This window comes from Hongsoonwoonella zoysiae, from assembly GCF_013266695.1.
Classification (GTDB): Bacteria; Pseudomonadota; Alphaproteobacteria; order Rhizobiales; family Stappiaceae; genus Hongsoonwoonella; species Hongsoonwoonella zoysiae.
This window is the reverse complement of the sequence record NZ_JABRXF010000001.1, coordinates 1,478,721-1,501,638: the sequence shown is the minus strand read 5'-3', so window position 1 is coordinate 1,501,638 and position 22,918 is coordinate 1,478,721. Positions and strand designations below refer to the sequence as shown.

At 58.9% G+C, this 22,918-nt stretch carries 22 protein-coding genes and 1 tRNA gene; 6 read left to right on the top strand and 17 right to left on the bottom strand.

Annotated features, from left to right (window positions below; all coding sequences use genetic code 11):
• Positions 1–43: 43 nt before the first annotated feature.
• The 5 genes from HPQ64_RS06995 to HPQ64_RS06975 all read right to left on the bottom strand — a co-directional run bounded on the left by HPQ64_RS06995 (position 44) and on the right by HPQ64_RS06975 (position 5,510).
• Positions 44–874 (bottom strand): dipeptide ABC transporter ATP-binding protein, encoded by an 831-nt coding sequence (locus tag HPQ64_RS06995; RefSeq protein ID WP_172887638.1) that lies wholly within the window; start codon positions 872–874, stop codon positions 44–46.
• Positions 871–1,728, bottom strand: coding sequence for an ABC transporter ATP-binding protein (locus HPQ64_RS06990; protein ID WP_172887636.1), 858 nt, complete (start codon positions 1,726–1,728; stop codon positions 871–873). The genes HPQ64_RS06995 and HPQ64_RS06990 overlap by 4 nt, the downstream gene beginning before the upstream one ends.
• Positions 1,729–1,732: 4 nt before the next feature.
• Complete coding sequence (locus tag HPQ64_RS06985; RefSeq protein WP_246270584.1) at positions 1,733–2,587, bottom strand: ABC transporter permease subunit; 855 nt, start codon at positions 2,585–2,587, stop codon at positions 1,733–1,735.
• Between the two features lie 104 nt (positions 2,588–2,691).
• Positions 2,692–3,699 (bottom strand): ABC transporter permease subunit, encoded by a 1,008-nt coding sequence (locus HPQ64_RS06980; RefSeq protein WP_172887632.1) that lies wholly within the window; start codon positions 3,697–3,699, stop codon positions 2,692–2,694.
• Between the two features lie 206 nt (positions 3,700–3,905).
• Positions 3,906–5,510 carry an ABC transporter substrate-binding protein gene (locus HPQ64_RS06975; protein WP_172887630.1) on the bottom strand — a complete coding sequence of 535 codons (1,605 nt, stop codon included), beginning with the start codon at positions 5,508–5,510 and terminating at the stop codon, positions 3,906–3,908.
• Positions 5,511–5,870: 360 nt separating this feature from the next.
• On the opposite strand from HPQ64_RS06975, the gene HPQ64_RS06970 reads away from it, so the two are divergent.
• Complete coding sequence (locus tag HPQ64_RS06970; RefSeq protein WP_172887628.1) at positions 5,871–6,950, top strand: DUF2336 domain-containing protein; 1,080 nt, start codon at positions 5,871–5,873, stop codon at positions 6,948–6,950.
• Between the two features lie 6 nt (positions 6,951–6,956).
• Here the strand turns inward: HPQ64_RS06970 and HPQ64_RS06965 are convergent, their stop codons facing one another.
• The 3 genes from HPQ64_RS06965 to fliI all read right to left on the bottom strand — a co-directional run bounded on the left by HPQ64_RS06965 (position 6,957) and on the right by fliI (position 9,463).
• Positions 6,957–7,391 carry a paraquat-inducible protein A gene (locus HPQ64_RS06965; RefSeq protein WP_172887625.1) on the bottom strand — a complete coding sequence of 145 codons (435 nt, stop codon included), beginning with the start codon at positions 7,389–7,391 and terminating at the stop codon, positions 6,957–6,959.
• Positions 7,392–7,694: 303 nt separating this feature from the next.
• Positions 7,695–8,108 carry a flagellar export protein FliJ gene (fliJ, locus tag HPQ64_RS06960; RefSeq protein ID WP_172887622.1) on the bottom strand — a complete coding sequence of 138 codons (414 nt, stop codon included), beginning with the start codon at positions 8,106–8,108 and terminating at the stop codon, positions 7,695–7,697.
• 29 nt (positions 8,109–8,137) lie between these two features.
• On the bottom strand, positions 8,138–9,463 hold the full coding sequence (gene fliI / locus HPQ64_RS06955) for a flagellar protein export ATPase FliI (RefSeq protein ID WP_172887620.1): 1,326 nt from the start codon (positions 9,461–9,463) through the stop codon (positions 8,138–8,140).
• Between the two features lie 372 nt (positions 9,464–9,835).
• On the opposite strand from fliI, the gene ctrA reads away from it, so the two are divergent.
• Complete coding sequence (gene ctrA, locus HPQ64_RS06950) at positions 9,836–10,525, top strand: response regulator transcription factor CtrA (RefSeq protein ID WP_172887618.1); 690 nt, start codon at positions 9,836–9,838, stop codon at positions 10,523–10,525.
• Positions 10,526–10,704: 179 nt separating this feature from the next.
• On the opposite strand, the gene HPQ64_RS06945 is transcribed toward ctrA, so the two are convergent.
• From HPQ64_RS06945 to HPQ64_RS06915, 7 genes are all read right to left on the bottom strand, one after another.
• Positions 10,705–11,577, bottom strand: coding sequence for a protein-glutamate O-methyltransferase CheR (locus HPQ64_RS06945; RefSeq protein ID WP_172887616.1), 873 nt, complete (start codon positions 11,575–11,577; stop codon positions 10,705–10,707).
• Positions 11,574–12,776, bottom strand: a complete 1,203-nt coding sequence (locus tag HPQ64_RS06940) for a protein-glutamate methylesterase/protein-glutamine glutaminase (protein ID WP_210260118.1) — start codon at positions 12,774–12,776, stop codon at positions 11,574–11,576. The genes HPQ64_RS06945 and HPQ64_RS06940 overlap by 4 nt, the downstream gene beginning before the upstream one ends.
• 14 nt (positions 12,777–12,790) lie before the next feature.
• Positions 12,791–13,156, bottom strand: coding sequence for a response regulator (locus tag HPQ64_RS06935; RefSeq protein WP_172887613.1), 366 nt, complete (start codon positions 13,154–13,156; stop codon positions 12,791–12,793).
• A 47-nt stretch (positions 13,157–13,203) separates the two neighbouring features.
• A complete protein-coding gene (locus tag HPQ64_RS06930; protein WP_172887611.1) occupies positions 13,204–13,677 on the bottom strand; it encodes a chemotaxis protein CheW in 474 nt (157 codons plus the stop codon).
• The gene (locus tag HPQ64_RS06925) at positions 13,674–16,433 is read right to left on the bottom strand and encodes a hybrid sensor histidine kinase/response regulator (protein ID WP_172887609.1); all 2,760 of its coding nucleotides are present in this window, start codon (positions 16,431–16,433) and stop codon (positions 13,674–13,676) included. The genes HPQ64_RS06930 and HPQ64_RS06925 overlap by 4 nt, the downstream gene beginning before the upstream one ends.
• A 129-nt stretch (positions 16,434–16,562) precedes the next feature.
• Positions 16,563–17,207, bottom strand: a complete 645-nt coding sequence (chpT, locus tag HPQ64_RS06920; RefSeq protein ID WP_172887608.1) for a histidine phosphotransferase ChpT — start codon at positions 17,205–17,207, stop codon at positions 16,563–16,565.
• A 127-nt stretch (positions 17,208–17,334) separates the two neighbouring features.
• Positions 17,335–17,856, bottom strand: a complete 522-nt coding sequence (locus HPQ64_RS06915; protein ID WP_210260117.1) for a YHS domain-containing (seleno)protein — start codon at positions 17,854–17,856, stop codon at positions 17,335–17,337.
• 158 nt (positions 17,857–18,014) lie between these two features.
• Here HPQ64_RS06915 and HPQ64_RS06910 point away from each other — a divergent pair, with 158 nt between their 5' ends.
• The 3 genes from HPQ64_RS06910 to HPQ64_RS06900 all read left to right on the top strand — a co-directional run bounded on the left by HPQ64_RS06910 (position 18,015) and on the right by HPQ64_RS06900 (position 21,232).
• Positions 18,015–18,605: a DUF1134 domain-containing protein gene (locus HPQ64_RS06910; RefSeq protein ID WP_172887606.1), complete on the top strand. Its 591-nt coding sequence runs from the start codon at positions 18,015–18,017 to the stop codon at positions 18,603–18,605.
• 133 nt (positions 18,606–18,738) lie between these two features.
• Complete coding sequence (locus HPQ64_RS06905; RefSeq protein ID WP_172887604.1) at positions 18,739–19,896, top strand: coiled-coil domain-containing protein; 1,158 nt, start codon at positions 18,739–18,741, stop codon at positions 19,894–19,896.
• Positions 19,897–20,110: 214 nt separating this feature from the next.
• Positions 20,111–21,232 carry an HD-GYP domain-containing protein gene (locus tag HPQ64_RS06900; protein WP_172887602.1) on the top strand — a complete coding sequence of 374 codons (1,122 nt, stop codon included), beginning with the start codon at positions 20,111–20,113 and terminating at the stop codon, positions 21,230–21,232.
• An 84-nt stretch (positions 21,233–21,316) separates the two neighbouring features.
• Here HPQ64_RS06900 and HPQ64_RS06895 read toward each other — a convergent pair.
• Positions 21,317–21,392, bottom strand: a tRNA-Glu gene (locus tag HPQ64_RS06895).
• Between the two features lie 105 nt (positions 21,393–21,497).
• A complete protein-coding gene (locus tag HPQ64_RS06890; RefSeq protein ID WP_172887601.1) occupies positions 21,498–21,854 on the bottom strand; it encodes a glycoside hydrolase family protein in 357 nt (118 codons plus the stop codon).
• Positions 21,855–21,912: 58 nt separating this feature from the next.
• On the opposite strand from HPQ64_RS06890, the gene HPQ64_RS06885 reads away from it, so the two are divergent.
• Positions 21,913–22,899 carry an RluA family pseudouridine synthase gene (locus tag HPQ64_RS06885; RefSeq protein ID WP_210260217.1) on the top strand — a complete coding sequence of 329 codons (987 nt, stop codon included), beginning with the start codon at positions 21,913–21,915 and terminating at the stop codon, positions 22,897–22,899.
• The last annotated feature ends 19 nt before the right edge of the window (positions 22,900–22,918 follow it).

Below are 22,918 nucleotides of genomic sequence, written 5' to 3'. Positions count from 1 at the left end.
GAAACCGCACCAGACTCAATAAAAACTCATCTGCCGGCGATATTCACGCCGCCTTTCTCGCAAGCCTTGCGCGGATGCTTTCGATATCCGCGCGCGGCGTCGCGGCGAAAAGCGTCTTCGTGTAGCTGTGCTTGGGGTCTGAAAAAACCTCGTCGCGCGTGCCGTATTCCACCGCCTCGCCGAAATACATCACCATCACCTTGTCGGCGATGTAGCGCACGACCGAAAGATCGTGGCTGATGAAGACATAAGTGAGGTTGAACTCATCCTGCAGATCGGCAAGCAGGTTCAGGATCTGCGCCTGAACGGAGAGATCCAGCGCGGAAACCGGCTCGTCCAGCACCAGCAGTTTCGGCTGCAGCATGATCGCGCGGGCGATGGCGATACGCTGACGCTGACCGCCTGAGAACATATGCGGGTAGCGCCCGTAATGCTCCGGCTTCAGGCCGACCTTTTCCAGCATGGCAAGCGCAAGATCACGGCGCTCGGCCGGAGACTTGTCGGAATTGAGCAAAAGCGGCTCTTCCAGAACGGCGCCGATCTTCTGGCGAGGATTGAGCGAGCCGTAAGGATTCTGGAAGACGATCTGCACCTTCTGGCGCAGTTCCCTTGAAATCTTTCCCTTTGAGATATCGATCATGGCCCCGTCGATCTCGACGGTGCCCGCGGTCGCCGGGTCGATCATGGTGAGGATGCGCGCGAGTGTCGACTTGCCACAGCCGCTTTCCCCGACGACCGCAAGCGTGGAGCCGCGCTCGACATCGAAGCTAACGCCTTTCAAGGCGGAAAGCGTGCTTTCCTTCTTGAATAGGCCGCCTTTGGTAACGTAATCGCGCTTCAGGTCGCGGACCTTGAGAATAACGTCGCCGCTCATGCGCCGGCCTCCGTACCTTCGCGTTCAAGAAATTCGCGGAAATCGCTCACGGTCGGCAGACGGTCTCCAGTCGCATTTTCCGGAAGTGCCGACAAAAGTGCCTTCGTGTAAGGGTGCTTCGGGCTTTCGAAAAGTGTGAGCACGTTGGATTCTTCCATCTGGCGGCCCTGATATTGTACGACCACGCGATCCGCGGTTTCGGCGACCACGCCCATGTCGTGGGTGATCATGATCAGACCCATGCCGCTTTCTTCCTGAAGCTTCAGGAGGAGATCGAGGATCTGCTTCTGGATCGTCACGTCGAGCGCCGTCGTCGGCTCGTCGGCGATCAGAAGCTTCGGACGGCAGGCGATTGCCATGGCGATCATCACGCGCTGGCATTGACCGCCCGACATCTGGTGCGGGAAGCTCGATAGCCGGCGTTTCGGCTCCGGAATGCCGACGGATTCAAGCAGCTCAATTACGCGCTTCGCCCGCTCGGAGGCGGAAAGGTCTGTGTGCACCTTGAGCGCTTCATTGATCTGGAAGCCGACCGTGAAGCACGGGTTCAGGCTCGCGATCGGCTCCTGGAAGATCATCGAGATGTCCTTGCCGATCACCTGGCGGCGGTCTGAGGCGGAAAGCTTCGTGATATCGCGACCCTCAAACTCCATCTTGTCGACGGTCACGGTCGCCGTATCCGGCAACAGGCCCATGAGCGCCAGCATGGCGACCGACTTACCGGAACCGCTTTCGCCGACGATCGCCAGAACCTCGCCAGCATCAACTTTATAATCGACGCCGTCGAGCGCCTTGAAGGGGCCGGACGCGGTATCGAATTCGACCTTGAGATTGCGGATTTCCAAAAGGGGCATGGGCTTAGCTCCGCTTAAGCTTCGGGTCGAGCGCATCGCGCAAACCGTCACCGACGAGATTGATCGCCAACACCGTGATCAGGATGGCAAGGCCGGGGAAGGTAACCACCCACCATGCGCGCAGGATGAACTCGCGCGCTTCGGCCAGCATCGTGCCCCATTCAGGCGTCGGCGGCTGTGCGCCCATGCCGAGGAACCCGAGGGCTGCCGCATCGAGGATCGCGTTGGAGAAGGAAAGCGTCGCCTGCACGATCAGCGGCGAAAGGCAGTTCGGCAAGATGGTCTTGAACATCAGCCGCAGATTGCCCGAACCCGCGAGCCGCGCGGCCACCACATAATCCCGATTGCGTTCCGAAAGAACCGCCGCGCGGGTAAGCCGGACGAAATGCGGCTGAAGGACGATGGCGATCGCGATCATCGCATTGGTTAGCCCCGGCCCGAGAATGGCGACAAGCACGAGCGCCAGCAGTAGCGAGGGAAACGCCAGGATGATATCCATCACGCGCATGATGAGGGTATCGACCGAACCGCCGAAATACCCTGCGATAACGCCGAGAACGATACCGCCCGAAAGCGCGATCACCACTACGACCACACCAATGAAAAGCGAGTAGCGCGAGCCGTATATGAGGCGAGAGAGAATGTCGCGCCCGACGGCGTCCGTACCAAGCAGAAACGTTGCGCTTCCCCCCTCTCCCCAGGCCGGAGGCTGGAGAAAGCTGTCCCGATACTGCATGTCCGGCGAATGCGGAGCGACATAGGGTGCAAGCAGAGCAATTACGACCAAGGCCAGAAAGACAGTAAGGCCTATCACGGCTCCCCGGTTTTGCGAGAAATAGTACCAGAACTCGACAAGCATTGCCTTTGTGGCATTGCGGCTCTCGCTGGCAAGTTTTTCCGCCACCGCGCCTTTGGGCCGAGGTTCGGTTGTAGAAACGTTCGACATTGATCCTGTACCCCGGCTCAGTTGTGGCGAATTCGCGGATTGACGAGACCGTAAAGCACGTCAACGAAGAGATTCACGAGCATGACCACGGCGGCGATCATCAGGAGCGCTCCCTGAACAACGAAATAGTCGCGGCGCGAAATGCTGTCGACGAGCCATTTGCCAATTCCCGGCCATGAGAAGATTGTCTCCGTAAGGATCGCGCCGGCAAGCAGTACGCCGACCTGAAGGCCAATGGTCGTGATCACGGGGATCAGCGCATTGCGCAAGGCATGCAGGCCAATCACCCGGGAGGGCGCCAGGCCTTTCGCGCGTGCCGTGCGGACGAAATCCTCACCGAGCACCTCAAGCATCGCAGAACGCGTCTGGCGCGCGATTACCGCAAGCGGGATCGTGGCCAGGACCACCGATGGCAGGATCAGGTGGCTGACGGCGGATTTGAACGCGCCCTCTTGTCCAGAGAGCAAGCTGTCAATCAGCATGAAGCCCGTAACTTGCGGGAAAAAGTAGATGAGCGAAATGCGCCCCGAGACCGGCGTCCACTGAAGTATGCCGGAAAAGAGAATAATCAACAGCAGACCCCACCAGAAAATCGGCATGGAATAGCCAATCAGAGCTGTGCCCATAATCGTCTGGTCGAAGAATGAGCCACGCTTCACCGCCGCGAATATTCCAGCCGGAATACCAATCGCTACAGCGATGATAATCGCGCAAAGCCCCAGTTCCACCGTTGCCGGAAACAACGTGAAAAATTCTTCCAGGACCGGCTTTTTCGACACGAATGACGTGCCCAGATCACCCTGAAAAATATCACCGAGATATAGCAGATACTGTTGCCAGAGCGGCTTGTCGAAGCCCATCTGGCGCATGACTTCCAGCTTTCGCTCCGGATCAATACCGCGCTCGCCCGCCAGGAGCTCCAGCGGGTCCCCGGGCAGCATGCGGATGAACGAAAAGGCGATTAACGTGACGCCAAGAAATGTCGGGATCAAAAGACCTATGCGGCCTAGCAGGAAACGAAGCATATTTTCAGCCTGTTCTGGTTTTAAACGGGCCTAGCCATGACCGGTTTACCCGGTATCGCAGGCAAGCAGGCAGCCCTTTTCGTGCTTGCGTACCAAAAGAACATCCTCTGACATCCTGGCTATCCCACTCTGAGGCAAACGGCCGGCAATTCCTAACGAAACGCCGGCGGCGATACGCCGCCGGCGCTGATCATCCTCACGGCTGCTTAATTGGCGATATCCACACCGTCAAACCAGTGACCGCCGAGCGGATCCATCACATAGCCGGACACCTTGGCCGACATCGGCATGAAAACAACCGAATGGGCGATCGTAGCCCAAGGCGCCTCGCGCTTGAAGACAACCTGAGCCTCTTCGTAGAGCTTGGTGCGCTCCGCCTTGTCGGTGACCTGCTTTGCCTTCTGGATCAGGGCCTCGAACTCGTCGTTGCACCACTGGGCGCGGTTCGAACCGCCGACACCGTCGCAGCCGAGAAGAACGGCAAGGAAGTTGTCCGGGTCGCCGTTGTCGCCTGTCCAGCCAAGAAGCACGGCACCGTCACGATCGACATCCTTGGAGCGGGAAAGATATTCGCCCCACTCGTAGGACACGATCTCGACATCGACGCCGATCTTGCCGAAATCCGCCTGCATGACTTCGGCCATGCGGCGTGCGTTCGGGTTGTACGGACGCTGGACCGGCATCGCCCAGATCTTCATCTTCAGGTCGGAAACGCCGGCTTCCTCAAGCATCTTCTTGGAGGCTTCCAGATCGAACGAATCGTCTTCGATTGCGTCGTTGTAGGACCACATCGTCGGCGGAATCGGGTTCTTCGCAGCCTGACCGGCGCCTTGGAACACCGCATCCAGGATGGCCTGCTTGTTGACAGCCTTGTTCAGCGCCTTGCGCACCTCCGGCTTGTCGAAGGGAGCGACCTTGGTGTTATAGGCAAGGTAGCCGACATTGAGGCCCTGCTGTTCCAAAAGCTGCAGGTTGCCATCTGCCTTGATGTCTTCGATATCGGCAGGTGCCGGATAGGGCATCACGTGGCACTCGCCGGCCTTCAGTTTCTGCAAGCGAACCGAGGCATCGGTGGTGATGGCGAAGATCAGGTTGTCGATCGGCTGCTTGCCGGCCCAGTAATCTTCATTCGCGGCATAACGGATGACCGCGTCCTTCTGGTAGCCGACGAACTTGAACGGACCGGTGCCCACCGGCTGCTGGTTGAGCTGCTCCTTTGCGCCGGCCTCAGCGAGCTGATCGGCATATTCCTTTGAGAAGATCGACGCGAAATCCATCGCAAGGTTCGCGACCATCGGCGCTTCCGGGCGATTGAGCACGAACTTCACGGTGTAATCGTCGACCCTCACGATCTCCTTGATGAGATCGGGCATCGACATGCCGTTGAAGTATTCCCATGCGGCACCGGCGGTGTACTGATGCCAGGGGCTGTCCGTTTTCAACTGACGCTCGAAGGAATAGATGACATCGTCGGCGTTGAAGTCGCGGGTCGGCGTGAAGAAATCGGTCGTGTGGAACTTGACGCCCTTGCGCAGATTGAACGTGTACTCCAGCCCGTCGTCGGAAACCGACCAGGATTCGGCAAGGCCCGGCTGCACTTCCGTGGTGCCGCGCTTGAATTCGACAAGGCGGTTGTAGATCGGCTTCGACGAGGCGTCGAAGGTCGTGCCGGACGTGTAAAGGGCGGGGTCGAAGCCCTCCGGCGACCCTTCCGAGCAATAGACGAGCGTCTTGGCCGAGGCGGCCGACGCCATGACGGCGGCAAAGCTGACACCCAAGAGCGTCGCCTTGGTGATGCGGCGAATATTCATTGATTTTCTCTCCCGTTATTCAAAGGCATTCCCGGCATTTCACGTCCGACTGCTAAATCCGCAAGCCGGCTGAACCGCCACGATCACCTTGTGCGCAATCTAAGGCCGGAAAACAGTCGAAAATCAACAGGGAAACCCATCTCATTCATAAAGTGTCCGAGGACGGCAGCGCCGTCTCACATGCAGTTTACGCTGCGTTGAATTGAGTTTACTGCTCACGATCAAAAAATGTGATGCTTAGGGCCTGAACCCATAAAATTGACGGAATACGCCCTCACGTTAATTTGCAATCCGATATGCCTCGCTAACCGATTGATAAGGCGACCGCGATAGGGTCAGCGTCAACCCAAGGGGCAATTGATGCTGAGCGACCTTCTCAGACTCGCGAAAGACGCGACGCCTGAATCCCGCGGCAAGCTGCTGCAGCGGGTTGCCGACGTTTTTCTTGACGGGATCGGCGGGCACAGCCAGGCGGAACTTGAGCTGTTCTGCGACGTGATCCTGAGGTTGCTCGACACGACGGGCATGGAAGACAGGGCGAACCTCTCCCGCCGCATCGCGCCGATTTCCGCCACACCGCAAGCCGTCGCCATCCGCCTTGCCAAGGATGACATCGCGGTGGCCGCTCCGGTTCTGGAAATGAGCCCCGCCCTCTCCCAGGCCGACCTGATGAAGCTTGCCCGGCGCATGCCCGAGCCGCATCTGGAGGCCATCGCCAAGCGGATTGACATCAGCCCGAGACTTTCGGACACGCTGATCGAAAGGGGCAAGACGCGCGTCTGGCGCACGATCGCCTCGAACAAGAAGATCTCGATGAGTGATTGGGGCCTGCGCACACTCACCAAGCACTCGCTCACGGATGCCATTCTTTGCGACCGGATCGCGGAGCGCGGCGACCTCACGCCCCTGATCTGCGAATGGCTGCTGCCTTACGTGAATACGACGAAGCGGCTGAGGCTGCAGGCGATCGTCGCCGGCAGCGCGCCGCATGAAACATCCGACGTCAGCCTGATTCGCCAGGACCTCAGGCGGCGCCTGGGCGTCTATCTGGATACTTGCGACGCAACGCGCCTCTGGCAGCTGATCGACGGCGGCGACAGCAGCCTCAACGATCTCGTCATCGTTCTCATCGACGACAAGAGAATCAACGACGCGATCGGCTTGCTTTCGAAGGTCGCGCGCCGGCCGATCGCCAATATTCACACGGCGGTATTCAAAGGCGCCATCGACGATCTCATCCAGCTTTGCGTCGCCGCCAGCCTCTCCAATCACGCGTTCCTTGCTCTCGCACACGTGCGGTGCAGACGCTTGCGCATTCCCGAAACGCAATCGATGCGTTGGCTCGAGGCTTATCAGGATTTCCGGCGCAGCATCGAGGCACGTTCGAGGAGCGCCAGTGAAAAGCTTGACCGCCCGGATGAAGTTGCAGCAGGCGTTTGACGCTTTTCAAACCCGCCTTGCGATCGCGGCCGAAGCCGCCGTCAGCAATGTAGCCGCGCCATAGAGCCAGAGCCCGGGAAGAACGGCTGCCGTTGCAAGGCCGCTCGTCTTTGCCGCGAACACCACGAGCGCGACCAGCATGACATCCATCATCGACCATTTACCCAGCGCCGCGAGCATGGAAAGCGGCAGGCGTGCCGATGTGCCGAGCACAGCCATATGCAGGCCGAAGAGCTTCAATGCCGGGAAAAGGATTGAAAAGGTCGCGACCACGGATGCCAGGAGCGTATCGCCCCCGGACCAGAGGCCGGAAACGATCTCCAGAAGCGATGGCTTGTCTTCCAGAAAATAGAGCCGCTCCATTTTCATGAGCGGCAAGACAAGACCCAGGACGAAACATCCTGTCGCCAGAGGCAGCAATATAGCCAGAACGAATCGCAAGATGGCTCCCGTCGCTCAGCCGCTTTTCCGGTTCTTATAATGCGATCGCCCGGCAAAGCTCAATTTGGGAGATAATCGAAACGATATCGCCCCGTCGTCTCAAATCCGATTCGGCGAAACGGCGCGAGCGGATGTCGGAAGCGAAGACAAAGCGAACGATCAGGGAAACGGCGCGATGCGGCTGGATTCAGCCGCGGTTTCCTGAGGGCCTGCGCGAAGTGAACCCCAGCGTATCTTCGGGTGCAGCAACACTGCCGGTACCCCCGACACGCCGGCAAACAACGCGGTCAAGGTTTTCGGAAATCAAAAACCCTGAGCTCGCCCACGTTGAGCGATTTCGTCGAGCTGATCCTGTTCGGCAACTTCAGCCTCGGACTTTTCGCGCAGAAGATCACGCTCCTCCATGAGCTCGAACTTCTTCAAATCCTCGACCGCCTCGGTAAGCTCGTCCTGGGCACGTTCAAGCTGCTCTTTCAGCTCACCGGCCGAATTGACCAGATTGTCGCGTCGCTGAGCTGCAGCCTTGGCGAAGGTGGGATAGGCGAAATGGGTCACGTCGGAGATCCCGACGCGCGTTTGTTCCGCCCTGATCTGCTCGTCGAGTTCTTCCGCCATGCGCATGAACTCGGCGATCATCGATTCGATCTGCGTCACCTGACGACGCTTCTCGTCGACCTGAAATTTCTTGAGCCTGATGAGGCTTCCACGGGATTTCATGACTCGATACTCCCCTTTCCAGGGTTACTCTAACCGGGAGTCATTTCCAAAAGGTTGGCAATCATCCGATATCCTTCATCAAGAGTGGTTGCATCATCCTTACCTTGCGAAAGAAAATTTTCGAATGGCTCGTGCCGCATGATCGCCTCATCCACCGTCGGCTCAGTTCCCTTTCGGTACGCTCCGAGGCGAATGAGCTCTTCCATATCGGTATAGGTGGACATCAGTTGCCGGGCCTTGCGCAGGACCGGCTGCATTTCGGACGGCACGCAGCGGGGCATCGTGCGCGAGACGGACTTCAAAACGTTGATGGCCGGATAGCGCCCGCGTTCGGCAATCGCCCGCTCCATCACGATGTGCCCGTCAAGAATGCCGCGCACCGCATCGGCAACAGGCTCGTTGTGATTGTCGCCCTCGACGAGCACGGTGAAGAGGCCGGTTATCGAACCTGCACCCTGCTTGCCGGGCCCGGCACGCTCGAGAAGCCTGGGAAGCTCGGTAAACACCGTTGGCGTATAGCCCTTGGAGGTCGGCGGCTCGCCAATGGAAAGCCCGATCTCGCGCTGCGCCATGGCAAACCGCGTGACGGAATCCATCATGCAGAGAACGTTTTTTCCCGAATCGCGAAAGTACTCGGCGACCGTCATCGTCATATATGCCGCCTGACGGCGCATCAGCACGCTTTCATCCGATGTCGCCACCACGACGACGGTCCGCTTCAAGCCTTCCGGCCCGAGATCGTCTTCGATGAATTCCTGAACCTCGCGCCCGCGCTCGCCGATGAGACCGATAACGGCGATATCCGTGGACATGTTCCGCGCGATCATCGACATCAAAACCGATTTACCAACGCCGGAACCGGCGAAAATGCCCATACGCTGCCCAAGGCAGCAGGTTACGAAAGTGTTGAGCGCCCGCACACCAAGGTCGACCGGCGGGCCCACACGCGACCGCTCGTTCGCCGCCGGCGGCGTCGCACGCAGCTTGCGCGGCTCCCCTCCGCGCGGCAGCGGCCCCTTGCCGTCGATCGGTTGCCCCATGGCGTTGATAACCCGGCCGAGCCATCCCGCGCTCGGGCGGACAATACTCTCGCGTGCTGCAAGAATGGCGCGACATCCCATGCGCACACCTTCAAGCCCGGCGAAAGGCATGCAAAGTGCCCGAGAGTCGCGAAAACCGACGACCTCGGCGAAGACCGGCTCAACCCCCTCGCCCACCTCGATCTGGAGCAACCCGCCAACGCGCATTTCATGGACCGGCCCCGCGACTTCGACGAGAAGCCCCTGCACCGAGACCACGCGACCGTAAATCTCACTCGCCATCAGTGATTCGAGTTCTGCGAAAAGCGGTTCCATGCTTGCCGACTCACGTTCGATTTTGCGAATCAACGGTAACCTATCATTTACGAGTCTGATTAATCTTAATTGGCGAGGGCTTTCTAGGATGGTGAACTGAAGTATGGGACGTTCGGGTGTGGAGGATGAGTCGCAAGAATCGGTTAACCTGATTCTTTAATGTAAGATGAGAAGAATCTTCAGAGGCGATTTTTGAAGATTTTTCAAAATCTTGGGAATAAATCCCGGCCTTTTCCACCACACCCTTGCGGGTGCGAATTAGGATTTGTTAACCATTTGATCGGAAGATGACCGTGGTTATTCGCAGTCCTTTGCACCGGTGGCGCCGAGTCCGGCGCGGCCTGCCCAGGATAGGCAGTAAAGGGGATTGGTATGCGTGTGCTGTTGATTGAGGACGATGGCGCCACGGCGCAAAGCATCGAGCTGATGCTCAAGTCCGAAAACTTCAACGTCTACACGACGGATCTTGGCGAGGAAGGCATAGACCTCGGCAAGCTTTACGACTACGACATCATTATGCTGGATCTCAACTTGCCGGACATGTCCGGGTACGAGGTCCTGCGGACGCTGCGCGTGTCCAAGGTCAAGACTCCGATCCTGATCCTCTCAGGCCTTGCCGGCATCGAGGATAAGGTTCGCGGTCTCGGCTTCGGCGCCGACGACTACATGACGAAGCCCTTTCACAAGGATGAACTCGTCGCGCGTATCCATGCGATCGTGCGCCGCTCCAAGGGTCATGCGCAGTCCGTCATCAACACTGGAGACCTTACGGTCAACCTCGACACGAAGACCGTCGAAGTTGCCGGCCAGCGCGTGCATCTGACCGGTAAGGAATACCAGATGCTCGAATTGCTTTCGCTGCGCAAAGGCACGACGCTGACCAAGGAGATGTTCCTAAATCATCTCTACGGCGGCATGGACGAGCCGGAACTGAAGATTATCGACGTCTTCATCTGCAAGCTGCGCAAGAAGCTTGCGACAGCGACCGACGGCAAGAATTACATCGAAACCGTCTGGGGCAGGGGGTACGTGTTGCGCGAGCCCGAAGAAAAGGCCGCCTGACAGGCCAGCAACCTGGCGAAAGAAAAAACCGTCCTGCCGAGGCACGGCGGTTTTTTTGTTTCACGAAGCAGCCCGGCGACATTCAGCGGATGGCCATACGAAAGCCGGAAGCAGCACTTTGCTCCCGGCCTCGATTTTCTTTGTTGACGGACAATTCAATTATTCGATTTCAACCGCGATCAACGGGCATTCGACCCGCCGACAGCGGCAAGACGCGGCCCCACGGGTTTCGTCGCCGCGGCGGCTTTCAACTGGTAGAGGCCGCGCCTGCCCTGCACAGGCTGGAAAGCATCCGTAAGACCGACCACCGTTTCCGCCGCACCGAGCACTAGATAGCCATCACTCGGCATAAGCCGCGCAATCTTGTGCAAAATATCGATTTTCGTCTGCTGGTCGAAATAGATCAGCACGTTCCGGCAAAAAACGATGTCCTGTTCGCCAATACCTGCAAAACTGTCCAGCAGATTGAACTTGCGCCACTTCACCATGGCGCGGATATCCGGATTTATCTGCCAGAGCTCGCCTTTTTGGGCGAAGAACTTCACAAGCATCTGGATCGGCAGGCCGCGCTGAACCTCGAATTGGCTGTAGATGCCGTTCCTGGCCTTGTCCAGTATCTCGTTGGATAGATCCGTACCGAGAATCTCGACCGACCATCCGGCCACCTTGGCCGCCATCTCCTTGAGGCTGATGGCAAGCGAATAAGGCTCCTGACCCGAGGATGCGGCGGCACACCATATCTTGATACGCCGCCTGCCGGCGCGCGCCGAAAGCAGATCCGGCATCATGACTTCGCGGAAGTGATCGAACGGCGTCTTGTCGCGAAAGAAGAAGGACTCATTTGTCGTCATGGCTTCGACGACACTGTCCGAAAGCTGCTTTCCGGAAGGTTTCTGGATTGCGGCAACAAGCTCGCTCAGGCTGCCAAGACCGGCCCGGCGCGCTACCGGCAGCAATCTGCTTTCCACGAGATACTGCTTCTCGTCGGAGAGGACCAGACCGGACTGCGTCTTCAGCAGGCGTCTTAGAAAGTCATATTCAAACGGGGTCACCGAACGCCTCCACCAAGTATTTTTGCAATTTTTGGCCCGATCTCCTGAAGGGGCAGAATATCGTTGCATTGCCCGGTTTGCGCGGCCGCACCCGGCATTCCCCAGACGACACTGCTTGCCTCATCCTGGGCGATGACGGCTCCGCCTCCGGCCGCGATCGTCTTGACGCCGTCTGCGCCGTCATGCCCCATCCCGGTCAGGACCACCGCAAGCACGGAAGAACCGAACACCTTGGCCGCGCTGTCGAACAGCGGGTCGACAGCGGGCTTGCAGAAGTTTACCGGCGCGTCGTCCGTAAGGCGCGCAACCGCCTGCCCGTGGTTCTTTTCAAGGACAAGGTGGCGCCCTCCCGGCGCCACATAGATGTGACCGGGCTGAAGCACGTCTCCATCACCGGCCTCCTTGGCCGGACGCATGGCCGCCTTGCCGAGATGTTCGGCAAGGATCGCCGTGAACGTCGGCGGCATATGCTGCGTGACGACGACCGGAACCTGACGAATTGCCGTGCCGATATCGCGCATGACCTGCTGTAGCGCTTGCGGGCCGCCCGTCGATGAACCGATCACGACAACGCGCGGGCGCACGGATGGATATGGCCGCACCGCCGGCCGCGGCATCGCAGGTTTTACAGACGCCCGAAAACCCGTCGGCCGCGCGTGAGCAGGCGGCGTGACGCTGTGTAACGGAACCACGCGCTCGCCAACGGCCTGCGCCCGTATTTGCCGGCCCGGACGTTGCCCCCCGCGGGCACGAGCGCCCAGCGTCTTCACCTTTTCGATGATCTCCCTACGGAAATCCACCGATGTCGTGACTTCGCTCTTGCTCTCCGGCTTCGGGATGTAGTCCTGCGCGCCAAGCGACAAGGCCCGGAGGCTTATCTCGGCATTTCGCCGCGTGAGCGTCGAAGCCATGAGCACGACGAGATCGCGCTTCTTGCGCAACATGAGAGGAAGCGCGGTCAGCCCGTCCATCTCCGGCATCTCGATATCGAGGATCACGACATCGGGATTGCTCCTTTCGATGTCGTCGAGCGCAACCTTGCCGTTCCTGTGCGATGCCACCAGCGACAGGTCAGGATCTCCATCCACCCATCGGCCAAGAAGTCCGCGAATGACGACCGAGTCGTCGACAACCATGACCCGGATCGGATCGGCGGCAGAGCCCGCCGCCCGATCCCTGGCCTCATTTGCAACCGTCATGCGATGGGCCCGCCCTAGATCAAGCCGACTTCCTGGAACTTGGCTTCCACTATCTCCTTGTCGAACGGTTTCATGATGTATTCATTCGCACCCGCGCGGATGGCGCGCGTGATATGAGCGACATCGTTTTCCGTCGTGCAGAAGACGACGATGGGCTTGTCGCCACCCGTCTCCCGGCGAAGCGTCGTCAGAAACTCAAGCCCGTCCATCACGGGCATGTTCCAATCCAGAAGGATCGCATCCGGCATCTGGTCACGGCAAGCTTCAAGGGCTTGCTTGCCGTCCTCGGCCTCTGCAATGTCGAAATCCAGATCCTCCAGAATGCGCCGGGCGACTTTGCGAATGACGCTGGAATCGTCAACAACCAAACAGTGCTTCATCTACATTTGCTCCCGAGAACCGACGCCCCGCCCCGACCTACTGTTCCTCAAGCCGCCATCGGCTCGATCATCGAGCCGAGTAGCCGTTCCACATCGAGAATCACCATGAGTTTTCCCTCCAGACGATGAACGCCACCCGCGATCTCCGCCCAGCGCTTGTCGAGATTTGTAGGGTTCGCCTCGCGCGTGTCCGCGCTCAGAGTCAGCACCTCGCCAACCGAATCAATCACAAGGCCGTAGGATTCTCCCTTGTGTTCGATGCCGACGGCCATCATCTGCCCCATTTCGCGCGGCTCCAGATGCAACCGTTTGCGCATGTCGATGGCGGTTACGATGCGGCCCCGCAAATTGAGAACCCCGGCCACCTCCCGCGCGGCCAGGGGCACGCGGGTGACGGTTTCCGGCATGAATACGTCATGCACCTGGGAAATCGGCAGGCCGAAGAGCTGTCCCCCGATCACGACCGTGACGTATTGGACCGTATCGTCGGTTGCGGTTGAGAAAACATCCTGTTTCGTCATGCTGCAATTCCCAGTTCACCGGAGAAGACATCCTTGAGCGCCGCGATCAGGCCAGGACGGTCGAACTTCGCCACATAGTCGTCGAAACCCGCCTGGCGCCCGCGTTCAATTGAGGCCGGCGTAACGACCGCCGAAAGCGCCAGGATCGGCATCTGGCGGAAACGCTGGTCACGCCTTAATGCCTCGCACAATTCGAAGCCGTTAATCTCCGGCATTTCTATGTCGCTGACGATCGCATTGAACGTATCGCCGTTTTCAAGCTGCTCGAAAGCGGCTTGTGCGCTTCCGCAAGCGGTCACGTCGTAACCGGCCGCCTTGAGGACGGGGGTCAGCATGTTGCGGAAGAATGCGCTGTCGTCGACAAGGAGGACCTTCTTGGTCAGCGCCGAAGATTCCATTTCCTTGCGCATGAACCAGTCGTCGAAAGCCTGCGGCAGATAATATCCAAGGTCGATGATCTCAGTCGCCCGCTCCTTGATGACCGCCGAGCCGAGGATGCCGGCGCGCTCCGAGCCGACCTCGATGTTCATGCGATCCTCGACGATGTCCACGATCTCGTCGACAACGAGGCCCATGGAGCGGCCGGAGTCGGAGAAGACGAGCATCGGCTGCGTCCCTTCTGCGCGGTGCGTGTGTCCCGGATCGACATAGACGAGCGGCATGAGCGCCCCGCGATACTGAACCAGGTCTCGCCCGTTTGAACGCTCGATCTTGGAAACCTCGAATTCCTCCAACCGCGTAACGAGAGAAAGCGGCACGGCCTTCGGTTCCGGCGAACCGGCGCGGAAGAGAAGCATGGAAATCGTCGCCTGCCCGTCGATCGCCTCCTGAAGGAGGTCGGCCTGCTCCGTGGCGTTTTCCTCTGCGACAGCGCTGGATGCATGGCTTGCCATGGCGCTTGCGACCCCGTTCGGATCGATGATCATGATCACCGAACCATCTCCCAGGATCGTGTTGCCCGAGAACATCGTCAGATTGCGAAGCATGGTGGACATCGGCTTCACGACGATTTCCTCGGTATGGAAAACCCCGTCCACCACGACACCGAAGGTCTGGCTGCCGACCTGCATGACGACGATGAAACCGTTGTCCTGCTCGATCGCGTTGTCATCCACCGGCTCTTCGGAAATTCCGAGCAGATGCGAGAGATGGACAAGCGGCAAAAGCTTGTTACGCAGCCGAAGAACAGGCGTGTCCTTGATGCGCTCGATCTTGTGCTCCGAGTTGGTCTGGACACGCACCAGTTCCACCACCGAAAGCTGCGGGATCGCGAAACGGTCGCCGGAAGCCTCGACGATGAGCGTGGAGACGATCGCAAGCGTCAGCGGGATCTTGATGATGAAGCTCGTGCCCTTACCGGGTACGGAGCGAAGATCGACCGATCCGCCAATAAGCTCGATGTTGTTGCGCACGACATCCATGCCGACGCCGCGGCCGGATACGCTCGTCACCTGGGCTGCGGTGGAGAAACCTGCATGGAAGATGAAACGATGGATCTGCTGATCCGTCATCTTCTCCAGCTCGGCCTCGCTCGCCAGCCCGTTGCTAACGGCTTTCGCCTTGATCTTGTCGACATCGAGCCCTCGCCCGTTGTCGCGCACCTCGATGATGATGTGACCGCCTTCATGATAGGCGGACAAGGTAATGGTACCCTTGTCCGACTTGCCGGCGGCACGCCGGTCCGCCGGCATCTCCAGGCCGTGGTCGGCGGAGTTGCGGACCATGTGGGTCAGCGGATCCTTGATGAGCTCCAGAACCTGCCGGTCGAGCTCGGTGTCCGCGCCGACCATCTCAAGCTCGATCGGCTTTTCGAGTTCCTGACTGAGATCGCGCACGATCCGCGGCAGTTTCTGCCATGCATTGCCGATCGGCTGCATGCGCGTCTTCATGACGCCTTCCTGTAGCTCGGCCGTCACGTTCGAAAGACGTTGCAGCGGAACCTTGAATTCGGAATCCTCATGGCGCCGCACAATTTCCAGCAACTGATTTCGCGTCAGGACCAGCTCGGACACCATCGTCATCAGGTGTTCCAGCGTTTCCACGGAAACGCGAATGGTCTGGTTCGAAACACTTCCGCTCTTGCCCGACTTGTTTTGCTTCTTCTTTTCCACCGTGGGCTTTTTCCCGTCGGCGTCGGCGTCGGCCGCTTCCGCGCCCGTTAGAATTTCGCCCGGCTGGTCATCATGATCATCTTCGCCATCCGCGGTATCGGGCAGCTCAACCTCGGCCTCCGTCTCCTGGAATGCCTTTTCCAGGTCGTCGAGAGACACCTCTCCCGGGCGCAAGGGGCGTTCCAGAACCTGGTAGACGAGCTCGCCCTCCGCGTGATCGTCCGCCGCTTCCTCGCCTTCGGCCTCATCCTCCCCGGACCCGGCTTCCGCGCTCAAGGACATGCGCTCCAGCTCGGAAATCAGATCGTCATCCGACCCTTCAGGCTCTGCCCCGCCGGCGGCTTCCAGTTCCGAGAGAATTTCCTTGATCCGGTCGATCGAATTGAGGATCAGGGAAACGGCTTCCGGCGTAACCGGCGAACCGTCTCGGAATTTGCCCATAAGCGTCTCGGCCGCATGCGCCAACGCTTCCAGCCGGGGCAAACCAAGGAAGCCGCAGGTTCCCTTGATCGTGTGGACCAGACGAAAAATATTATCGAGAATAGTCGCGTTGTTGGGTTCTTGTTCAAATTTCACAAGCTCGACGTCGACGACGTCGAGGCTTTCATTCGTCTCAGTAAGAAACTCGCTAAGGAGATCGTCCATGGCCACACTCACCCGACTGGTTACTATTGGGAGCATCCGGGAGGCCACCCGGCGCCTTATGACTGTCGAGGAGTGTGACGTTCAACTGTTAAGATAGACTGAAACGATCGAACTTCGTTTTGCGGCCGTCTAATCTCTCGCTGCGGAAGTAATCAAAACAGCTTCTTCTTGCTTAACAATCTGTAAATTCATGTTGGAATCTTCAGCGAGCATAAGGGTATAAGCCGGCTGAACCGAATGCGCATCGATGCGTTCGACGTCCTCGCCGGACAGGATTTCGGTCATCACGGCAGGGATCTTGGCATAGTCGCCGGTGGCACGGAGCGAGAAGGCCGGACGCTCCTCGTCACCGTCCATTTTCACCACGATCAGGCCGCCGCGTGGCACGCACTGATTGGCAATGAGAATGAGGTTGAGCAGGAGCTTGACCTTGTTCTTGGCCATCAGGAGGCGCGGCACATTCCATTCGAGCTCCGCCTTCTCGTTCTCCATGAACCCTTCCGCGACCTTTTGCGCGTCGCCAAGGTCGATCGCCGAGCCGGCGGACCCCGCCGCACCGAAGGCAAGGCGCGCAAACTGGAGCTTCGCCGAGGCTCGCCGCGAACTGCTGCGGATCAGGTCCATCGCGAATTCCCGCATGTCCTCGTTGCCCTCCTCGTCGAGGACCTCAAGACCGCTCGTAATCGCTCCTACGGGGGATATGATATCGTGGCACACGCGACTGGCGACCAGAGCTGCGAGATCGAGCGCGGAAAGATCGTTAATCGTCGTCATGAGCCTACCTCTAGCGCAAAGCTTTCCCCTGAAGCCGCATCGGCCGGACCGTTGCACGATGATTCGACCGGCCTTGACAGGGTTACACTTGCCGCAAGCCCGTGCCAAGCCAGCCTTTCGACATGCTTCAGCCTGTCCGGCAATCGAGCGATCGCGCCCTGGTCCTTGCCTCTTCAAGAAGCAGGGAAGGATTGGAGAGGAAGAGAAACCGGTTCACTTCTGAATGAAACAGGTAGAGGCGGCGGTCTATGATCGCGAATATCGCCGGATTGCCAATGGTCGCATAGCCCTCGGACAGGGCGTGCGGATCGCATCCCGAAAATTGCGGTGCGTAGACGTCCGGATCGGACGCAAAAGCATCCCGGTTTCCTTCATTGACAAAAACCCATACCGCTCCGTCCCAGCGGTACTCTATGGACGCATCGCCGCTGCGGGGCCTGCCGTCGATGAAATAGGAAAGCGGATCGTGTCCGCTCAGCGCATAGCCGGTAGACGGGTCAACCGCGTAATCCAGCCCCTCGGCCATGACGGCGAATGCCAGAAAAAGCGACAAAGCATGGGATAGACCGGCCACGGACCATAATCTGATCCGATTTCGTCTACACTGTTTCATTGATTCGGTTCCGTGATTCGCTCCGGGAAGGTTCATGCGATTCTCAGCCGGCGGGCAAGACGCACGGTACCGGATACCAGGTCGAAGTCACTCCCGGAGAGCGCAGTTACTTTCCGTGGAACAACGGCCGTAGCCGGACCTGGGTCGACCAAATGAGCCGCCGGACGAGCGGCCGCGGATAGAAGGATTGAAGCATGATCAAGCGGACCGCGGGCTGCCCTCATCGCCTGCTGACCCTTGTCGCCCTGTCACTTGCCGCCCTGTCTACTCTCTTCGCGGCGACGGCGAATGCCCAGCAACCCCAGACCTACAGCCAAAGCGAGTTGGTCGATGCCGGCCACCGTTTCTTCGGTCAGATATCGGGCGGCCTCGCGTCCGTCGTCGAACATGCCGTAAAGCAATATGGTGAGCCAAATGGATATATTCTTGGCGAAGAAGGCTCCGGCGCGATCGTGGCAGGCGCGCGTTACGGCGAAGGCGATCTCTATACGCGCAACGCCGGTGTCCACAAGGTCTTCTGGCAAGGGCCATCGATCGGTTGGGATTTCGGCGGCGACGGCGCACGCGTCATGATGCTGGTCTACAACCTCCCGGCGACGGATGCTATCTATCGGCGTTACGTCGGCGTGAACGGTTCGGCCTATCTCGTCGGCGGCTTCGGGATGACGGTGCTGTCCAACCATGACATTTTCGTAGTGCCGGTTCGCGCCGGCGTCGGTGCCCGGCTTGGTATAAATGTCGGCTACCTGAAATTCACCCGGTCTCCGACCTGGAATCCCTTCTGAGGTTCGGGCCTCTCGAACCCGCGCGTCAGAGCATTACATTTCACTGTGTTACCGGGTTTGACTTGGCCGGCATGCCTTTCTCGGTTAAGGAGAATTGTCAGCAAAGCCTGCCGAAAGGACGCGGTGTACGGTCTTGATTGAAGTATTGATGTACGGGGCGCTCGGCTTCTTCGTAGCCGGGCTGATTTCGGTGGCGATCATACCGGCCGTCTGGAGACGTGCCGTGAGGTTGACGCATCAGGCTATCGAGGCGACCAGCCCGCTTTCCGCAAGTGACGCAAGGGCGGAAATGAGCGCCTTGCGGGCCCAGCACGCCGTTGCCTGCTGCAAGTTGGAAAAACGCCTCGAAGGTCTTTATTCCGAACTTGCCGAAAACCGTATCGAGCGGGACCGGTCGGAAGCCCACGCGACGGCGATGAAACAGGAGCGTGACGCAAGCGCTCGAATGCTCGACGAGGCGGCCGCTCGAAACGAGGAGCTTCATCAGAAGATCACCTCTCTTGAATCCGATCTCGCACGGGCGAACGGCATTGCCCGCAATCTGCAGCGCGAACTCGACCTGAAAACCAAACGGGAAGCGGTTAGGTTGGCCCGTTCGCAGCCGGCCAATGAATCTGAGGCTCCACCTTCTGCGCTTTCGCCGGCGGAAAGCGGGAACGACGAGCACGATGAATCTTTGACCGAGGAAATAGCCGCGTCAGCGAATGCGGCCGCCATTACGAAGATTGCCACGCTTGAACTGGAAAACGCCTCGCTTACGGAAAAACTGCGCAAGGTGGAGGCGAAACTGCGCGAGGCGGACACGGCAACTCAGGGCAGCAGGGAAATTGTGCCGGCGGACAAAGCCGCGCGCGACAAGCAAAAGGCGCTAGAAAACAAGATCTTCGACATGGAGACGCGCTACATTGCCGCCCAGGCGGAAATCACGAGGCTCAACCTGCAGCTGGAGCGTCTTGAAGATAATGCTTCGGGACTATCTTACGATATGGAAGATGGCGATCTCAAAACCCGCATTGCGGTTCTTGAGGAGGAAAACGCAAGCCTTCGGCAGGTCCTTGGCGGCGGCGAAACAAGCGGGCTGCGCGAAGCCCTCAAAGACATAGCGGCGCGCATCACGGCGCAGCTTGCGGATGACGCGGACCTGGCCGCGCTGAAGCTAGAGAAGGAGTACAGCGACGGAAACGCGCGCCTGGGTACCCTGGCGCGGAAAATTCTTGCGGCGCGCAAGGAAATAACTGAAAAAACAGTAGAAAACTCCACCAACCCATCCAATATTGCGGCGCATCGCTGATAAATCCGTCGCTTTCGCTACTCAAGATTTCTATTTATAAACCGAATTTATAAAAGCACGCTTCCGAACGGAAATTTAACTCCAAGGCTTGCACAATCCTCTTCCAAAACGCCACAGCCTGATTCTCAATGTAACTTTACGTTGTATTAACGCGAGCGAACGATCCTTTCCGCTAAGGCATTTACTTAATTCATGAGCGAGGGCCAAGAGATTTATGATCGACGCTCTGATAATTCTGGATGACGATAATTCGCCTCGAGGCATGGTTAAAACGATCCCCTATCTCTGCCGGGCGAAATTTCAGCCTGTCTCCGGCTTCAAGATCGAGCAAGCCAGCGAGGCAAGCATGCTTGTCATGGATCTCAGCCTCAACTCGGAAGCGAATGTCTCCTTCATTCGCAAGCTGTTCCGAATCCTGCCGGACAAACCGAAGATCGTTTTCGCCTCCAGGAGCGACCGCCAGGAAATCGTCCAGGCCTGCGCGATCGGCGGCGCGACCATACTCGGCCGCGCCGAATCAAAGTGCGTGATCAATCTTTCATTACGAAAGATCTTCCGCGACCTCGGCAACCCGTTCTATCGGGTAGAGGCGAATGCAGCCGCTGCCGCGGCGATGCGCGTGGATTCGCTTTACGCGGATATCACGCAGTCAGCCATAGTCGAAGCCCCTCTGCCCGAATCCGGCATCCTCGCCTGCGCCAGGAATGTGATCGACGCAGTTCATGGCCAAGGCGTCGATAGCTGGATGGACGTCGTGCAGAAACATCACAGCCACACCTACTGCCATTCCATGATGGTGAGCGGATACGCCGCTGCATTCGGCGAGGAATTGGGGCTGGATACCGAGACGATAAACATACTGGTGCATGCCGGGCTGCTTCACGACATTGGCAAGGTCCGTATTCCTCTCTCAGTTCTGGACAAACCCGGAGAGCTTGATGAGGAGGAATGCGGTCTGGTCAAGCGCCACCCCGAGTTCGGCCGGGAAATCCTTTCATCACAAGCGAACATGGATGAACGGATCATTGAGGTGGCATATTCGCACCACGAATATCTTGACGGATCGGGCTATCCGCAGGGGCTCAGGGGTGACCGTATATCGCCGCTCGTCCGCATCATCACGATTTGCGATATCTTCGCTGCCCTCACCGAGGAACGCTCCTACAAACAATATTACTCGCGGCGCGTGGCCTACGCCATCCTGCTTGAAATGGGTGCGAAACTCGACAGGGAGCTCTTGAAGAAATTCCGCCCGGTGGCGTTCCGAAGCGAATTCGGCGAATTGCGCCGCACGGTGAAAGACATCAATGCAAGAAAGCTGGCGGTGTCAGCCTAGCGCCTGACTGTGCATCGTTAAGCTGCAAGGGAAGATTTTATCTCCCGGAGTGCCGGGAACACATGCTGTCCCGCGCCGGGAAAATGGCACCCCCAAGGGGACTCGAACCCCTGTTTCCGCCGTGAGAGGGCGGCGTCCTAGACCGCTAGACGATGGGGGCAGCGGTCATGTCCTTCGGACAGAGGCGGTTATCTAACCGCTCGCCCGGCTTATTGCAAGTCCCATTTCCGGCAAAATACCCACCTGAGGAAAAGCCGGCGAATATTCAACGCGAGACGAATTCCGTCCTGCCGATTTCGCGGCCAGTAGCCGGATCTATATAGACGAGGTAAGTGCCGTTTTCCGTCCTCAGCAGAGCGACGATGCGGCCATCGGCGATTTCGATATCGACGACTTGCGCATTCGCCTCGATCGCGACGGTCGCGGCAATCTCATCCAGGTCCGCTTGCGCATCGCCCGATGTGACGCGATATAGGATTGCGGCAAAAACGGCGATAAAGCCCAAAACCATGATGAGGCTGGAAACGCCGAGCAAGCGCTTCAATTTTCGTTGCAGACGCTCGGCGGCGGGATCCAGCGGCTGCTCCTTGTCCGGATCATCATCGAAGGCGGATTGGTTCATGCAGAAAAGATCTCCGGACGATAGCGGTTTCGGCGCAAAGGCGGCCGAAAACCAGAACATGGTTGCAACGATCACAGTTACGGCGCCAGATGCCGGCATCCGCCTCGACCAGTTGATAGCCCGAAACACGCCGGACATAAGTCGAAGCCGGATCCAGGCTCTTATCAGACAAGGGCAGGTCCGCGTCGGCGGCGAGACCATAGTGGAGCCCAAATACAGGGTCAACGAAGGTGATGCCATCGTCTTGATCATTCCCGAGGCTGAACCGGCCGTTCCGCAAGCCGAAGACATCCCGCTGGGTGTGGTCTTTGAAGATGAGCATCTGATCGTCGTCGAAAAGCCCGCGGGGCTGGTCGTTCATCCGGGCGCCGGCAACTGGACCGGCACGCTCGTCAATGCGCTGATCCACCACTGCGGCGATACGCTTTCCGGGATCGGCGGGGTGAAACGGCCGGGGATCGTCCATCGGCTCGACAAGGATACGAGCGGGCTCATTGTCGTTGCCAAAACCGACAAGGCGCATCAGGGCCTCGCCGCGCAATTCGCCGACCACGGACGTTCCGGCCCGCTGGAGCGCGCCTATACCGCACTGGTGTGGGGCGCGCCCGGCACTTTCAAGGGAACGGTCGACGCGCCTCTCGCCCGCTCCGCGGCCAACCGGCAGAAGATCACGGTCACAAGATCGGGCGGGCGCCATGCCATCACCCATTGGCAAGTGGTAAAACGCTACGGGAGCGGGGATAGCGATGCCCCGGCAAGCCTGATCACCTGCAGGCTCGAGACAGGGCGCACCCACCAGATCCGCGTCCATATGGCGCACATAGGCCATCCGCTGATCGGAGATGCGGATTACGGAGCCGGGTTCCGAACGAAAGCCGCCCGCCTCCCGGAGCCGGCGAAATCCGTGGCGGCCGGCTTCCCGCGCCAGGCGCTTCATGCCGGACTTCTGGCTTTCGCGCATCCGGAGTCCGGGGCGCACATGCGCTTCGAATCTCGAATTCCTGAAGACTTTCAGGCTCTTCTCGATGCATTTGATACACTTTGACAAACATTTTCCGGGTCGG

What these genes read in the sequence shown, in the direction of transcription:
- HPQ64_RS06995 (WP_172887638.1), bottom strand. Translation starts at nt 874, where the DNA reads ATGAGCGGCGACGTTATTCTCAAGGTCCGCGACCTGAAGCGCGATTAC.
- HPQ64_RS06990 (WP_172887636.1), bottom strand. Translation starts at nt 1,728, where the DNA reads ATGCCCCTTTTGGAAATCCGCAATCTCAAGGTCGAATTCGATACCGCG.
- HPQ64_RS06985 (WP_246270584.1), bottom strand. Translation starts at nt 2,587, where the DNA reads ATGCTTGTCGAGTTCTGGTACTATTTCTCGCAAAACCGGGGAGCCGTG.
- HPQ64_RS06980 (WP_172887632.1), bottom strand. Translation starts at nt 3,699, where the DNA reads ATGCTTCGTTTCCTGCTAGGCCGCATAGGTCTTTTGATCCCGACATTT.
- HPQ64_RS06975 (WP_172887630.1), bottom strand. Translation starts at nt 5,510, where the DNA reads ATGAATATTCGCCGCATCACCAAGGCGACGCTCTTGGGTGTCAGCTTT.
- HPQ64_RS06970 (WP_172887628.1), top strand. Translation starts at nt 5,871, where the DNA reads ATGCTGAGCGACCTTCTCAGACTCGCGAAAGACGCGACGCCTGAATCC.
- fliJ (WP_172887622.1), bottom strand. Translation starts at nt 8,108, where the DNA reads ATGAAATCCCGTGGAAGCCTCATCAGGCTCAAGAAATTTCAGGTCGAC.
- fliI (WP_172887620.1), bottom strand. Translation starts at nt 9,463, where the DNA reads ATGGAACCGCTTTTCGCAGAACTCGAATCACTGATGGCGAGTGAGATT.
- ctrA (WP_172887618.1), top strand. Translation starts at nt 9,836, where the DNA reads ATGCGTGTGCTGTTGATTGAGGACGATGGCGCCACGGCGCAAAGCATC.
- HPQ64_RS06940 (WP_210260118.1), bottom strand. Translation starts at nt 12,776, where the DNA reads ATGACGGTTGCAAATGAGGCCAGGGATCGGGCGGCGGGCTCTGCCGCC.
- HPQ64_RS06935 (WP_172887613.1), bottom strand. Translation starts at nt 13,156, where the DNA reads ATGAAGCACTGTTTGGTTGTTGACGATTCCAGCGTCATTCGCAAAGTC.
- HPQ64_RS06930 (WP_172887611.1), bottom strand. Translation starts at nt 13,677, where the DNA reads ATGACGAAACAGGATGTTTTCTCAACCGCAACCGACGATACGGTCCAA.
- HPQ64_RS06925 (WP_172887609.1), bottom strand. Translation starts at nt 16,433, where the DNA reads ATGGACGATCTCCTTAGCGAGTTTCTTACTGAGACGAATGAAAGCCTC.
- chpT (WP_172887608.1), bottom strand. Translation starts at nt 17,207, where the DNA reads ATGACGACGATTAACGATCTTTCCGCGCTCGATCTCGCAGCTCTGGTC.
- HPQ64_RS06915 (WP_210260117.1), bottom strand. Translation starts at nt 17,856, where the DNA reads ATGAACCTTCCCGGAGCGAATCACGGAACCGAATCAATGAAACAGTGT.
- HPQ64_RS06910 (WP_172887606.1), top strand. Translation starts at nt 18,015, where the DNA reads ATGATCAAGCGGACCGCGGGCTGCCCTCATCGCCTGCTGACCCTTGTC.
- HPQ64_RS06900 (WP_172887602.1), top strand. Translation starts at nt 20,111, where the DNA reads ATGATCGACGCTCTGATAATTCTGGATGACGATAATTCGCCTCGAGGC.
- HPQ64_RS06890 (WP_172887601.1), bottom strand. Translation starts at nt 21,854, where the DNA reads ATGAACCAATCCGCCTTCGATGATGATCCGGACAAGGAGCAGCCGCTG.
- HPQ64_RS06885 (WP_210260217.1), top strand. Translation starts at nt 21,913, where the DNA reads ATGGTTGCAACGATCACAGTTACGGCGCCAGATGCCGGCATCCGCCTC.